General features: G+C 70.6%; 9 protein-coding genes and 1 pseudogene. 4 read left to right on the top strand and 6 right to left on the bottom strand.

What is annotated here, in order from left to right; translation table 11 throughout:
* The first annotated feature begins 116 nt into the window (after positions 1–116).
* The 3 genes from ACZ6TU_RS14900 to ACZ6TU_RS14890 are packed head-to-tail and all read left to right on the top strand — an operon-like array spanning position 117 to position 3,013.
* On the top strand, positions 117–1,436 hold the full coding sequence (locus ACZ6TU_RS14900) for a jacalin-like lectin (protein WP_469548588.1): 1,320 nt from the start codon (positions 117–119) through the stop codon (positions 1,434–1,436).
* Positions 1,437–1,458: 22 nt separating this feature from the next.
* Complete coding sequence (locus tag ACZ6TU_RS14895) at positions 1,459–2,049, top strand: TetR/AcrR family transcriptional regulator (RefSeq protein WP_467669599.1); 591 nt, start codon at positions 1,459–1,461, stop codon at positions 2,047–2,049.
* Positions 2,042–3,013 (top strand): phosphotransferase enzyme family protein, encoded by a 972-nt coding sequence (locus ACZ6TU_RS14890; protein ID WP_469548584.1) that lies wholly within the window; start codon positions 2,042–2,044, stop codon positions 3,011–3,013. The genes ACZ6TU_RS14895 and ACZ6TU_RS14890 overlap by 8 nt, the downstream gene beginning before the upstream one ends.
* Before the next feature lie 9 nt (positions 3,014–3,022).
* On the opposite strand, the pseudogene ACZ6TU_RS14885 reads toward ACZ6TU_RS14890, so the two are convergent.
* From ACZ6TU_RS14885 to ACZ6TU_RS14870, 4 genes and pseudogenes are all read right to left on the bottom strand, one after another.
* A pseudogene (locus ACZ6TU_RS14885) lies at positions 3,023–3,820 on the bottom strand (isocitrate lyase/PEP mutase family protein).
* Positions 3,821–3,842: 22 nt separating this feature from the next.
* Positions 3,843–6,440 carry a rifamycin-inactivating phosphotransferase gene (gene rph / locus ACZ6TU_RS14880; protein ID WP_467669593.1) on the bottom strand — a complete coding sequence of 866 codons (2,598 nt, stop codon included), beginning with the start codon at positions 6,438–6,440 and terminating at the stop codon, positions 3,843–3,845.
* Positions 6,441–6,605: 165 nt separating this feature from the next.
* Positions 6,606–8,297, bottom strand: a complete 1,692-nt coding sequence (locus ACZ6TU_RS14875; RefSeq protein WP_469548580.1) for a DUF2264 domain-containing protein — start codon at positions 8,295–8,297, stop codon at positions 6,606–6,608.
* Positions 8,298–8,376: 79 nt separating this feature from the next.
* On the bottom strand, positions 8,377–9,456 hold the full coding sequence (locus ACZ6TU_RS14870) for a rhamnogalacturonan acetylesterase (RefSeq protein ID WP_469548577.1): 1,080 nt from the start codon (positions 9,454–9,456) through the stop codon (positions 8,377–8,379).
* A 189-nt stretch (positions 9,457–9,645) separates the two neighbouring features.
* Here ACZ6TU_RS14870 and ACZ6TU_RS14865 point away from each other — a divergent pair, with 189 nt between their 5' ends.
* A complete protein-coding gene (locus tag ACZ6TU_RS14865) occupies positions 9,646–11,307 on the top strand; it encodes a rhamnogalacturonan lyase B N-terminal domain-containing protein (protein ID WP_469548575.1) in 1,662 nt (553 codons plus the stop codon).
* 15 nt (positions 11,308–11,322) lie between these two features.
* Here ACZ6TU_RS14865 and ACZ6TU_RS14860 read toward each other — a convergent pair whose 3' ends face one another.
* Together ACZ6TU_RS14860 and ACZ6TU_RS14855 are read right to left on the bottom strand one after the other, a co-directional pair.
* On the bottom strand, positions 11,323–12,735 hold the full coding sequence (locus tag ACZ6TU_RS14860; protein WP_469549191.1) for a family 43 glycosylhydrolase: 1,413 nt from the start codon (positions 12,733–12,735) through the stop codon (positions 11,323–11,325).
* A gap of 1 nt (position 12,736) precedes the next feature.
* Positions 12,737–13,834 (bottom strand): glycoside hydrolase family 43 protein, encoded by a 1,098-nt coding sequence (locus tag ACZ6TU_RS14855; protein WP_467669585.1) that lies wholly within the window; start codon positions 13,832–13,834, stop codon positions 12,737–12,739.
* Positions 13,835–13,893: the final 59 nt, after the last annotated feature.

Here is a 13,893-nt window from a genome sequence, read left to right as displayed (position 1 = left end):
CCGCCGTTTCATCTCCCACTGTTTCCCCCGTCTCCCTTGCGCATCACCCGAGTTGGCGTCGAACCTGAACATCATTCATGTCCCGCTCCGCCTCCCCGACCGGAGACACCCCCACCATGAGACGACTCCTCGGCACCCTCGCCGCTGCCGCTCTGACCCTCACCGGACTGACCGCAACCTCCGCGACACCCGCCGCCGCCGCGGACTCCGGCTCCTTCAACGTGCTGACGTACAACATCGCGGGCCTCCCTCTCGGGCTCGGCGACAGCGACCCCGAGACCAACACCCCGCTGATCGGGCAACGGCTCGGGCCGTACGACATCGTGAACGTGCAGGAGGACTTCAACTACCACGCCTCGCTGTACGCCAACGACAAGCACCCGTACCGCACGGCGACCAGCGGTGGCGCTGCCTTCGGTGACGGGCTCAACACCCTCTCGGACCACTCCTTCGAGGACTTCCAGCGGGTGAAGTGGAACAACTGCACCGGCACCAACTGCCTGACGCCCAAGGGTTTTTCGCTGGCACGGGTGCGGCTCGCGGAGGGCGTCTTCGTCGACCTGTACAACGTCCACACCAACGCCGACGCGACCGACGACGCGCTGGCCGCCCGCCGGGCCAACGTCGAGCAGCTCTCGGACTTCATCCAGGCGAACTCGGCGGGCAACGCGGTGATCGTCATGGGGGACACGAACACGCGGTACACCCGCACCGGCGACAACATTCGCACCCTGCTGTCCGAGAACGGCCTGACGGACGCGTGGGTGAGGCTGGTGAAGGGCGGCACAGCCCCGGCCCAGGGCAGCGACGCGCTGGTCTGTGACGAAGCGGCGCCGACGAACGACTGCGAGGTCGTGGACAAGGTCCTGTACCGGGGCAGCAAGCTGCTCACCCTCACCGCCACCCGTTACGCCAACGACTGGAAGTCCTTCCTCCGCTCCGACGGCAAGCACCTCTCCGACCACTTCCCGCACACGGTCGACTTCTCCTACACCCTCAACTCGTCCTTGCGCGCGAGCGACTTCTTCGGCGGCCCGCACGGCACGGCCTTCAACGACGCGGACGACCTGCCGGCGAACCCCGCTCCCCGGACCCTCACCCTGCGCGGCGGCACCCGTCTGGACGCGGTGTCGTTGACCCACGACGGCGGTACGGCCCTCACCCACGGCGGCACGGGCGGCACGGCGACCTCGCTGACGCTGGCCCCGGGTGAGCACCTGACCTCGGTGAAGCTGACGCAGGGCCAGAAGGACGGCCGCACCCGGATCTTCTCGGCGTCCTTCACGACGGACAAGAACCGCACCCTGTCCGCCGGCACCGCCACGTCCGACGCGAAGACCTTCACGGCCCCCGCCGGCCGGCAGATCGCGGGCTTCACGGGCCGCGCGGGCGGGGAGATCGACAAGCTGGGGGTGGTGTACGCGCCGATCCGCTGAGCCCGTACTACGCTCTTCCCTCATGCCCAGAGCCGGCCTCACCCCCGACCGCCTCGTCGCCGCCGCGGCCGACCTCGCCGACGAGGCAGGCCTGGACCACGTCACCCTCTCCGCCCTGGCCCGCCGCTTCGGGGTGAAGGACGCGAGTCTGTACACCCACGTCCGGAACCTGAAGGACCTGCGTACCCGGATGGCCCTCCTCGCGGGCGCCGAGATGATCGACCGGATCGCGGCGGCGGTCGAGGGGCGGGAGGCCGGCCGGGACACGCTCGGCGCCTTCGCGGGCGCCTACCGGGCCTACGCCCTGGAACACCCCGGCCGGTACGCGGCGACACAGCTCCCGATCGACCAGGACCTGCTCACGGACTCCACCGCGATGCGCCGCACGGCCGACGTCACCTACGGCATGCTCCGCGCCTACGGCCTGGAGGAACCCGACCTCACCGACGCCGTACGCCTGCTGCGCAGCACCTTCCACGGCTACTGCGCCCTGGAGTCCACCGGCGCCTTCGGCGCGCCCCGTGACGTACAGGCGTCCTGGGACAGGGCGATCGACGCCCTGCACGTACTGCTTCGGAACTGGCCCCGCGAACAGAGGACGACCGATGCGTGACACAGCCGACTCCATAGCGGAGGTCTACTCGCTCGGCACCGGCCCCTGGACGATGACGCCCGTCACGCGGGGCGCCCTGGGCCAGATCTGGAAGCTTTCCGGACATGGCTCCCCCTGGGCCGTGAAGGAGCTCCTCTTCGGCTGCGACGAAGCCCAGGTCCGCCGCGAGGCCGCGCTGCGGGACTCCGCGGCGGACCTGGGCATCGCCTCGCCCCGTCTCCACCCCGACCGGCAGGGCGCACACGTCTCCCGCCTCGGCTCCTCGGGCGGGTCGTACGTGAAGCTGTACGACTGGGTCGACGGCACCCGGGCGGACGCGTCCGACCCGGACGTCCTGGACTGGTTCGGCCGGACCATGGCGCTGCTGCACCAGGCCGGTGAGGGCGCCGTCGAGACGCCGGGCGACTGGTACGAGCGGTGTCCTGACGAGGCCGACTGGGAGGACGTCCTCAAGAAGGTGCGTGACGCCGGCCTGCCGTGGGCGGACGAGCTGGGCCGGTTCATCGCCACGTCCGCGCCCCGGCTGGCGCACTGGGTGACACCGTCGGCCCCCGACGGCCTGGTGACCTCGCACCTCGACCTCCAGCCCCAGAACGTCCTGGTCGGCCCGGACGGGCCGGTCCTCCTCGACTGGGACAACGCCGGGCCGATCTCGGCGGAACGGGAGTTCGCGCGGGCCGTCTACGTGTGGTCGGGCCGCAACGAGGTGGACATCGCTTCCGCCCGGCGCCTGGCCCGGGCCTACCGCGGTGCCGGGGGCCGGGCCGTGGTCACGGGCCCGGAGTCGTTCTCGATGCTCTTCGCCACGGACCTGAACTACATCCATGTGCAGGCGGAGTGCGCCGTCGATCCGGCGGTGACCGCGGCGCAGCGCGCGTTCGCGGGCGACCAGGTCGTCGCCTGCCTGCGGAGCCTGCCGGACCTCGCCACCGTATCGCTGCTGGCCGCCGCGCTCGGCACCTGACGCAGCGCCCTACCGCGGTGCGATCTGATGGGCCACTTCCTCGTACGACGGGGTCGGCCCCGCCGGCGTCCGGCCGGCCCGGACCTCCGCCACCGCCTCCAGGGCCGCGCCCAGCGCCCTCCGGTACAGCAGCGAGCCGAGACTGATCCGGCGTACGCCGGCGTCGGCGAGGTGGGAGACGGCGGGGCCACCCGGCGAGTAGAGGACGTTGAGGGGGGCGTGCACGCGGCGCACCAGGGCGGCGATCTGCCGCAGATCGGTGAGGCCGGGGACGAACACGCCGTCCGCGCCCGCCTCTTGGTAGGCGTCGAGCCGGGCGAACGTGTCCGTGGCGTCGCCGTCGCCGAGCCAGTGGATGTCGGTGCGGGCGTTGACGAAGAGGCCGGGGGCGGCCTTCTTGACCGCGGCGATCTTCGCCGCGTGCCGGTCGACGGGACCGAGTCCGTCCTCCAGGTTGACGCCGACGACTCCGACGGCGTGCAGCTCGCGCGCGAACTCCGCCACCTCGTCCGGGTCGTCGCTGAAGCCGCCCTCGGCGTCGACGGACAGGAGCAACGGCTCCGAGCCCAGGGCGAGGGCCAGCCGGAGCGTCTCCTCACGGGTCGCCGCCTCACCGTCGGGGAGTCCCGCGGCCGCGGCGACGCCCAGGCTCGTCGTCCCGATCGCCCGGAACCCCTACCCGGCCAGGGCCCGCGCGGAAGCGCAGTCCCAGGCGTTGGGCAGCAGGAGGGGCTCCTCGGCGTGGTGAAGGGCGGCGAAGGCGGAGACGGCCCCCGCGGCCGGTGTCTGCTTCGGATGAACCGTCATGGGGCCACGCTAACCAGGTCGGTCAAGACAGGATCTCGATGTACCCGTGGGTTCCGTGCACGCGGATCCGCTGCCCGTCCCGGACCAGCCGGGTGGCCTGCTCCACGCCCACGACGGCCGGCAAGCCGTACTCCCGGGCGATCACCGCGCCGTGGGTCATCAGGCCGCCCACCTCCGTGACCAGGCCCGCGATTCCGACGAACAGCGGCGACCAACTGGGGTCCGTGTAGGTCGTGATCAGGATGTCGCCCGCCTCGAGATCGGCCTCCGCCATGTCGAGGACGACCCGGGCCCTCCCCTCGATGGTCCCGGCGGAAACCGGCAAGCCGACCAGGGCACCGGCCGGCACATCGTCGCGCCGGTACGCCCCGCTGACGGCCTCACCGTCCGAGGTGAGCACCCGGGGCGGTGTGAGCGCTTGGTACGACCGGAACGCGTCCTTGCGCTGCTGGATGAGCTGGTCGTCCACCTGGTTCGAGCGCACGACGTCGTGGAGTTCCTGGAACGTGAGGTAGAAGATGTCCTCCTTCTCGGGAAGCACGCCCGCGTGCACGAGGCGCTCGGCCTCCTGCATCAGGGCCTGCTTGTAGACGAAGTAGCGGCTGACGATGCCGTACTTGGGGTACTCCCGGTACCCGATGAAGGTTCTGACCCGGTCGATCATCCGCTTGGCCTCGTCGGCTTTCCGCTCCCCGTCCGGCAGGGCCCGCAAGCGTGACAGCACGTCCTGTTCCTGCTTCAGCGCCTTCTCCCGGCCTTCCTCGAAGCGGCGCTCGGCGGCACCCGGCTCGAAGTGCCTGACGTTGTCGAGGATCACGGGCACGAGCGTGGTGGGCCGCTCGCGCCAGCGCGGCCTCGTGATGTCGATCTCGCCGACGCAGCGCATGCCGTACCGGTCGAGGTAGGTCTCGATGGCGTCGCGCGCTTCGGTCCCGCCGGGGAGCTTCACCAGCTCGTCCAGGAAGTCATCGTCCTCGACGCCCTGGAGGAACGCCACCACCTCCGGATGAGGGCGGATCGCGTCCGCGACGTCGAGCAGCGCCAGTCCCATCTCCGAGGTGATGTTGTCCGGGGCGGACAGGGTGAGCGTGTCAGCCGCGTTCTTCTCCCCCAGCCACTCCCGCAGCGTGTCGTTGAGCCACCACGTGGCTTCCATCCCCGCCATGATCACCTGCATGCTCAGCGGATCACCGAGGACTCGCTTGTGCTCCTCGAAGGTCTCCAGCAGGAAGTCGAACAGCGCCGGTCCGGTCTTCGTCCGGATGTCGCGCTCCAGGGCGGCGATGGACGCCTGGCTGCGCTCGATCAGTTCGGTGACGATGGCCGGATCGGTCTCGATCGGGGCGGGCGGGCCACCGGCCGGCGGCCCGCCGGGACCCGCGTCCGGAAGCGACGGGACGAAGTCGTCGCGGTCGAGGACGGTCTCCAGCGCGTCCCTGACCAGCGGATCGCCTCGCCCGACGACGTCGAGGAGGCCGGCGCGGCTCGCGGGCGAGGCCAGGCGCCGGGTGACGTCGACGAACAGCCTCCCGCCGGCCTCGTGCATCGGTGCCATGGCCGTCAGCTGCCACATGGAGAGCCCCAGGGGCTTCATGGGGTCGGTCATCATCTGCTGATGACCGACGGAGACGTAGACGTGATTCTCCTGGTCGCCCATCTCGGGGATGGGGAACAGCGTCGTGATCGGCCGGCTCTGAACGATCTGGAAGTCGTCGCCGTCCAGGCACCATTCGATGTCCTGCGGGCGGCCGAAGTGCGCTTCTATCCGCCGCCCGAGCTGCACGAGCCGCACGACCTGCGCATCCGTCAGCGCCGGCTGCTCCTGCCGCGGCGCATCGATCGCCACTTCCTGCGTACCGCCGGCCGGCAGGGCGTGAACGGCACGCTGTTTGGCGGCGATCGCCTTGGCGACGACTTCGCCTTCTCGCACCTTGAAGACGTCCGGGTTCACCAGGCCGGAGACCAGGGCCTCGCCGAGGCCGAGGCCGGCGTCCACGGTGGCGACCTTCCGGTTGCCCGTCACGGGGTCGGCCGTGAACAGGATGCCGGCCGCATGCGGGAAGACCATCTGCTGCACGACTACGGCCATGTGGACCGTACGGTGGTCGATGCCGCCGCGCCGGCGGTAGGTCACGGCCCGCTCGGTGAACAGCGAGGCCCAGCACCGGCTGACGTGCTGGAGGATCGCCGTAGGCCCCACGACGTTCAGGTACGTGTCCTGCTGGCCGGCGAAGGAGGCCGTCGGCAGGTCCTCCGCCGTCGCGCTGGATCGGACGGCGTAGGCGGCCCGCTCGCCGTGCTGGGCGAGCGCGCGGGTGATCGCCGCCGCGAGATCGTCCGGGATGGCGATCCCTTCGATGGTCCGACGAATCTGCGCGCTGAGCGTGCGGACCGCCTCCCGGTCGTCCGGGTCCAGGCGCGACAACTGATCGAGTCGATCGTCGATCGACGGCGCTTCCGCCATGATCCGCCGGAAGGCATCCGTCGTCACGCAGAAGCCGGCCGGCACGCGGATGCCCTCGATCCGCGAGAGCCCGCCCAGGTGCGCGCCCTTGCCGCCGACGGCCGCGACCTGCGTCTCGTCGATCTCTTGAAGATCCCACACGTAGTGCTCAGTCATTCGACGCGTCCCCCCATGTCCGCAGTTTGTGGCACCGGCCGACGATTCTGCGCCGTGACCGGGGTCTTGCGGCAAGCCCCCCGGCGCGCTATACGTTGAGAGTGGCAAGGAGAGAGAGCTCTCCTTGCCTTTGTCATGTCGTCGGCCTGGCGGGTGTCCCACCGGTCACGTGAGCGGCGCTACCCGCACTCCCGAGCCGTCCAGCCGGGCCCGTGCCCCGTCCCCGTCGCTCCAGCGGACCTCGACCACTCCTTCCCCGTCCACCCGCACGGAGACCAGCTCCGCCAGCGGGACCGGGTCCGGCTCGCCCGTCAGCCGGGCCAGGGCGACGAAGAGCGTGGCGCCCTCGCCGGTGACGCCGGTGAGGGTGTCGTCGAGGCCCGCCGCGGGCAGGAGTTCGGCCCGCAGGCCCTCCCCCGCCGGCCAGCCGGTCATCCGCACCGGCGTCCCGGGCTCCGCGCCCGTCACCAGATGCGCCCGCACCTCCGCCGCCCCGTGTGCCAGCACCACGCTCGTCACCCGGGCTCCCCCGCCCGCCGTGTGCCGCGAGGCCGCCCAGCCCTCGCCGACGCCCAGCGGTTCGATGCCGGTGCGGCTCGGGTCGTCGCCGACGAGCACGCTGTTGTCGTAGGAGGGAGAGGGGGCCGTCACGGTCGAGTAGCCCAGGCGCGTGTAGTACGGGTCGTAGCGGACGTCCTCGCTGCCGTGGTTGTGGAGGCGGACCACGCCGTCGGAACGGGTGGACTGGAGCAGCCAGTTGGGAGGGCCGACGGGGGTGACGGAGTCCGCGCGCTCGGCCGGGGCGGGTTCCTCCGTCGCCGTCCACACCTCGTGGCCGGGCGGCAGGAGCAGGCCGAGGAAGCCCTTGCTCGCCCAGTAGGGGGAGGCCGGGCCCGAGTAGCCCTGGAGGACGGACTCGTCGGGGTCGTGCCAGCCCAGGGACAGCAGTCCCCGGTCGTCCACCGCGCCCCGGTCGAGGAAGTAGCGCAGTGCTCCCGAGGCCAGACGCCGGGTCTCGCCCGGGGAGAGCGGCGTACGGCCGGTCAGTGCGCCCAGCCACAGCGGTGCCGTCGTCGCGAAGCGGTAGGTCAGGGAGCGGCCCTGGTGCATGGGGGCGCCGTCGCCGCCGAACAGGCGGGCGTAGTCCGAGAGATGGCGTTCGAGACGCGCGCCGTACAGGTCCAGCAGGCGTTCGTCCCGCTCCAGCCAGGCGTGCAGCACCGGGTAGAGGTGCATCGCCCAGCCGTTGTAGTAGTCGAACTTGCGGCCGTCACCGTCGGTGTACCAGCCGTCGCCCACGTACCACTGCTCGATGCGCTCCAGGCCGCGGTCGATCGCCGCGCGGGACGCGTCCGGCTCGTGGCCGATCTCGGCCAGGAAGCCGCCCACCGTGACCGGGAACAGCTCCCAGTTGCAGGGCCAGGGTTCGGCCGTGAGCGCGTCGCCCAGCCAGGCCGCCGCCCGCTGGCGCACTCCGTCGTCCAGCCGGTCCCACAGCTGTTCCCGGGTCAGCCGCAGGGCGAGTGCGATCGACGCCGCCTCCACCAGGGGCTGGCTGCGGTCATCGATGCGGGGCCAGACGCCCGAGACTCCGGCGGCCAGACCGTCGGCGTAGCGCTCCAGGGCCTTCTCGTCGCGGCGGAAGGCGGCCAGCAGCAGCGTGCGGGCGTAGCCCTCCAGGCCGTCGGAGAGGCGGCCCGACCAGCTGGCCCGGTCGCCGGGCAGGTGGTACAGCGCCCGGTCCTCGGTCGCGTACGGCTCGACGGCGGTGAGCAGGGCGTCGGCCGCCGCCTCCCAGTGGGCGCGGGTGTAGCCGGTGTACGCGGAGGTCGTGCGGTCGGCGGGAGGGAGCTGCATCGCGTCTCTTTCGTGCTCGTACAGGTCACAACAGGTTGGACCTGGAGCGCCCCGGTTCCGGTCGGGGCGCCCCAGGGGTTCATCCCACCCGCACCTTGCCCTTCGGCACCAGATGCTGGGTGACGAGTTCGTCGCGGACCAGGCCCGCGTAGGCCGTGGCACCGCGCACGGAGGTGTGCGTGTTGTCCCTCGCCTCGTTGTAGAGGTACAGGGCCTTGGAAGCCTCCACGCCCAGGGACTCGACGAGCGCCTTCGTCTTCGCCGTGAGGTCGATCAGCGGGACGTCCTGCGCGGCCGCGACGGAGCGGGTGACCGCCGGGTGGTCGACGCCCAGGCCGTTGACCAGGAGCGCGGTTCCGTTGTTCAGCGTGCCGTCGGGGTTGAACCAGCGCCGCACGATGGGAGTGACAAGGACCGGCTGTCCGCCCCGCTCCCGGACTCCCGCCACCAGGGTCTCCAGGTTGGCCCGGTAGGTGGCCTCGTCCGTGGTCTTGTCGTTGTGGGCGAGCTGGACGAGGACCAGGTCGCCGGGGCGGATCAGGGGCCGTACGGTGGCCCACAGCCGCGGGTTCCCCAGATACGTGACCGTACTCTCGCCGGAATCGGCGTAGTTGGCGACGGACACGCCCTTGCCGAGGTACTGGGGCAGCTGCTGGCCCCAGCCGGAGTACGGGTCGCCGGGCTGGTCGCAGACGGTGGAGTCGCCGACCAGGAAGATCTGGCGGGTGTGCCGGGCCGGGGTGACCTTGATGCCTGCCAGGGCGGGGGCGGAGCCGCCGATCCGCAGGTCGAGGCCGGGAGTTCCGTCGGGGCCGGTGGGCTCGCCCTCGGGGGTGCGGACGTTCACGGTGAAGCTGCGGGTGACGCGCTCGCCTGCCGGTGCGGCCGTCTCCGGGAGCAGGGACCGGCGGGTCTCGCCGCTGACGCTCGTGGCGGACGCGGCCTTTCCGCCGAGCACGACCCGCACGTCGTACGTGCCGGGCGGGACGTCGAAGTGGCAGGCGCCGGCGGTGCACTGCGCGAGGCCCGGCCTGCCGCCCTCCTCCACGCTCGAACCGCCTCGCGCGGGGGGGCCCCCATCGCCCGCGTGGGCGGGAACGGCGGACAGGGCGGTGCTCAGCGTCACGGCCGCCAGCACGGCTATGTTGAAACGTCTCACTCGCAGCTCCTCCGTCACGGCGACAAGGCCTGGCGGCTGAACGTATCGCCTCCGGCAAGCGCTTTCTAGACCTCGGCCCGATTTCGCGAAGATGCCGCCCCCAGACACACGAAAGCCCTTTCGCGAAATCGATTCAACTGTCACTCTCGCTCACACCCGCAGCCCCCACCTCCCGAAGGAGGCCCCCCCATGCCCGAATCCGCGAAGAGACCGGTCGGCCGCCGCGCCTTCGTCCTCGGCACCACCGCCGCCGCCGGCGCGGCCCTCACCGGCACGGCGCACGCAGCCGGCTTCGGCTGGAGCGACGACGGCTCGAACTACGTCGTCGACACCGGCGCCCAACTGGTCTTCAAGGTGAGCAAGTCCACCGGCGACCTGACCTCCCTGGTCCACCGGGGCACGGAGTACCAGGGCTACGGCGGCATGAACTCGCACATCGAGTCCGGCCTCGGCGCCTCCACCGTGAGCATCAGGCAGTCCGGCTCGACGATCCTGGTCTCGGTCACGCACGGCACGCTCAGGCACTACTACGCGGCCCGCAGCGGCGAGAACAACGTCTACCTGTGGACCAACAAGGCCGACACGTCCGTCTCCGCGACCCGGTACATCGTGCGCGTGAAGAAGGGCGCGTTCCTCAACGACGAGCCCGACTCGTACACGTACGCACCCACCACCATCGAGGCCTCGGACGTGTTCCGGAAGTCCGACGGGCAGACCCGCTCCAAGCACTACTCCAAGCGGCGCGTCATGGACTACGACTACGTCGGCTGGTCCGCCGGCGGCGTTGGTCTGTGGATGGTGCGCAGCAACCACGAGAAGGCCTCCGGCGGCCCGTTCTACCGCTCACTGCTGCGCCACCAGAGCGCGGACGGCGGCGGCCTGTACGAGATCCTCTACTACGGCCAGAACCAGACCGAGGACCAGCGCTTCGGTCTCCAGGGCCCGTACGTCATCGCCTTCACGGACGGCGGGGCGCCCTCCCCGGCACTGTTCGCGGGCACGCTGACCACGCCGTGGGCCGACTCGCTCGGCATCACCGGGTACGTGCCGGCGAGCGGCCGGGGCAAGGTGGCGGGCGTCGGGATATCCGGCCGGAACACGGCGTACCCGTACACGGTGGGGCTGGCCAACGCGGCGGCACAGTACTGGGGTTCGGCGCGTTCCTCGGACGGCTTCTTCTCCATTCCGGGTGTGCTGCCGGGGGCGTACACGCTGACGGTCTTCAAGGGCGAGCTGGCGGTGTACACCACGTCGGTGAGCGTGTCGGCGGGCGGCACGACCACCCTGAACACGATCGCGATCCCGTCCTCCAACGACCCGTCCGGCGCGAGCGCGATCTGGCGGATCGGCGACTGGAACGGCACGCCCGGCGGGTTCAAGAACGCGGACCTGATGACGTACGCGCATCCGTCCGACGCGCGGGCCGCGTCCTGGACCGGGAACGTCGTCATCGGCGACGGCGAGACCGCGGCCTTCCCCTGCTACCTCTGGGAAGACGTCAACAGCGGCATCCTCGTGTACTTCAGGCTCACCGCCGCCCAGGCCGCCGCGGCGCACACCCTGCGCATCGGGGTGACGACGGCGTACGCGAACGGCCGGCCCCAGGTCACCGTCAACGACGCCTGGTCCTCGGCCGTCCCCTCCCCGCCCACCCAGCCGAACACCCGGTCGCTGACCAACGGTTCGTACCGGGGCAACAACCACACGTTCACGTACAGCGTCCCGGCATCCGCCTGGAAGACGGACGCGAGTCAGTACAACGTGCTCAGGATCGACGTGGTGAGCGGGTCGGGGGCGACCGGCTTCCTCAGTGCGGGGACAGCGGTCGACGCGATCGACCTGCTGTCCTAGGGACCGTCGGGGTCGTCATGTCCCGCGCGTCCACTGCTGGTTGGTTCCGCCGTTGCACGTGTACGTGATGAGCGCGGCGCCGTCGGCGGTGGACGCGCCGTTCACGTCCAGGCACTCGCCGGTCGCGCGGGACTTGACGTTCACGTACGAGCCGGTGGTGGTCAGCGACCACTGCTGGCTCGTCGCGGAGGCGTTGCAGTTCTCCTGCGTGACCGTGCTCGCGTTCTCCTGCACGCACAGGGAGCTGTTCCTGACCATCAGCTGGTAGGAGCCGCCGCCGACGGACTTGAACCAGTACTTCTGGTTGGTGCCGCCGTTGCAGTCGTACTGCTTGAGCTGGGCCCCCGCCCAGAGCGACTGGCTGGTCACGTCCGCGCACCTGGAGGAGTGGCGGGCGATGAGGGTGTTGTACGTGGCGCTCGTGCCGGAGACGGTCCCGGCGGCCGTGTCGATGGTGACCTCCGGCGACCAGGACATGGACATCGTGGTCGAGTTGGAGAAGGTCAGCGGCAGCCAGACGTAGCGTGAGTCGTTGACGGTCCCGCCGAAGGAGTTGCCCCAGCGGTCGCCCAGGTAGAGGTACGAGGTGCCGGAACTGCCCTGCACCGGAAGGACGAACGCGGTCTGCGAACCGTACGTCGTCGAGTCGCCGATGTTCTTCATGGCCGACCAGGGTCCGGCGATGCTCGTGGCCGTGGCGTACTGCTGCTGGTTGGGGTTCCAGCCCGTGGCGCCCGAGGTCAGCATGAAGTACACGCCGTTCCGCTTGAACAGCGCCGGGGCCTCGCGGTGGCCGCCCGGCCAGGGGTTGGCGACCAGGCTCGCGATGCCGGTGTAGTCGGCGGTGAGGCGGTAGATCTGGAGGTCGTAGTTCTCGCGCGCGGCGGAGATCATGTACCCGGCGCCGTCGGTGTCGACGAAGACCGTGATGTCGCGGGACATGTGCTGGCCGAGCGGACGGAAACTGCCCTTCCAGGTGTAGTTGCCGTCCACGGTGTCCGAGACGGCGACGGCGGCGCGCGCCTCGCTGTAGTCGGTGCCGTTCTCCTTGTGCATCCACATCACGAACTTGCCGGTGGACGCGTTGTACATGACCTTCGGCCGCTCGATGTTGGCGGTCGCCAGCTCCGGGGCGCTGGCCTCGGTCAGCACGTGGTTGCGGAACTCCCAGTTCTTCAGGTCGGTCGAGCGGTAGGCGTCGACGTACCGGAAGGTGTTGTCGGCGTTGCGGTGCTCGCCGAACCAGTAGTAGTACGAGCCGACCTTGAGGACCCCGCCGCCGTGCGCGTGGACGGGGTTGCCCGAGGTGTCCTTGAACTGGGTGCCGTTGGTGACGGTCTGGGGCGCGGCCTGGGCGGCCCCGGCGGTGGCGAGAGCGCCCGCCAGCGCCAGGCACAGGGCGAGGAGGAGCGCGTACGCGCGTCTCATCTCAGTCACCCGCCTTCACCGTGTCGGCGACCGGGATGCCGAAGTCCGGGGTTCCGTCCGGCTTCCAGCCGAGCTTCTGGATACGGGTGTGCCGGTTGGGGTCGTTCAGCGGGTCGCCGTTGATCTCCTTGTACTGGCGGGCGTGGTAGACGAGGACGTCGGTGCGGCCGTCCTCGGCGACCGTGAAGCAGTTGTGGCCGGGGCCGTACTGCTTGGTGGTGTCGTTGCTGGTGAAGACCGGCGTCGGCGACTTGGACCAGCTCATGGGGTCCAGGAGGTGACTGTCGGCGTCCGCGGTCAGCAGGCCCATGCAGTAATTGAAGTCGGTGGCGCTGGCGGAGTACGTCATGAAGAGGCGGCCGTTGCGCTTGAGGACGTACGGGCCCTCGTTGACCTTGAAGCCGATGCGCTCCCAGTCGTACTCGGGGGTGGAGAGCCGGACCTGCGGGCCCTTCAGGGTCCAGGGGTTCGCCATCTCGGACAGGAAGATGCCGGTGTTGTTGTCCATTCCGGGCTCGTGCTGCGCCCAGGCGAGGTAGCGCTTGCCGCGGTGGGTGAAGGTGGTGGCGTCCAGGGAGAAGGTCTCCCAGGCCGTCTTCACCTGGCCCCTCTCCACCCAGGTGCCCTTGAACGGGTTGGGATGGGCGTTCTCCAGCACCCATATGCGGATCGCCCACACGTCCTCCGCGGGCGCCGAGGCGAAGTAGATGTACCACTTGCCGCCGATGCGGTGCAGTTCCGGCGCCCAGATGTGCGCTCCCATGTTGCCCGTGGGGTGGGCGCGCCAGATCACGGACTCGTCCGCCGTGCCCAGGCCGTTCAGGGTCCGGGAGCGGCGCAGGATGATGCGGTCGTACTCGGGGGCGGTGGCGGTGAAGTAGTAGAAGCCGTCCTTGTGCCGGTTGATGTGCGGGTCGGCCCGGTTGCGGACGAGCGGGTTCACGAAGGGAGCCGGCTTCGGGGTCCTGGCCGGGGTGGCGGCCTGGGCCACACCCGGGACGGCGGGGACGGCGGCCAGGGCACCGGCGGCTGCGGCGCCCTTCAGCAGCAGCCTGCGGCTGGGGGGTTCGGGCAGAGCGTGGTCGCGGTCGCGGCTCATGCGGTGGGGCCTGCCTCTCACTGGGGACACACGGCGTTGTCTGATGCGTTGTCTGATAC

The sequence above is a fragment of the Streptomyces sp. NPDC052064 genome (genome assembly GCF_055585925.1).
Note: the sequence above shows the minus strand (reverse complement) of the source record. Positions and strands in the feature narration are given on the sequence as shown.

Coding starts and splice junctions, on each gene's coding strand:
- ACZ6TU_RS14895 (WP_467669599.1), top strand. CDS start 1,459: ATGCCCAGAGCCGGCCTCACCCCCGACCGCCTCGTCGCCGCCGCGGCC.
- ACZ6TU_RS14900 (WP_469548588.1), top strand. CDS start 117: ATGAGACGACTCCTCGGCACCCTCGCCGCTGCCGCTCTGACCCTCACC.
- ACZ6TU_RS14890 (WP_469548584.1), top strand. CDS start 2,042: ATGCGTGACACAGCCGACTCCATAGCGGAGGTCTACTCGCTCGGCACC.
- rph (WP_467669593.1), bottom strand. CDS start 6,440: ATGACTGAGCACTACGTGTGGGATCTTCAAGAGATCGACGAGACGCAG.
- ACZ6TU_RS14855 (WP_467669585.1), bottom strand. CDS start 13,834: ATGAGCCGCGACCGCGACCACGCTCTGCCCGAACCCCCCAGCCGCAGG.
- ACZ6TU_RS14865 (WP_469548575.1), top strand. CDS start 9,646: ATGCCCGAATCCGCGAAGAGACCGGTCGGCCGCCGCGCCTTCGTCCTC.
- ACZ6TU_RS14860 (WP_469549191.1), bottom strand. CDS start 12,735: ATGAGACGCGCGTACGCGCTCCTCCTCGCCCTGTGCCTGGCGCTGGCG.
- ACZ6TU_RS14875 (WP_469548580.1), bottom strand. CDS start 8,297: ATGCAGCTCCCTCCCGCCGACCGCACGACCTCCGCGTACACCGGCTAC.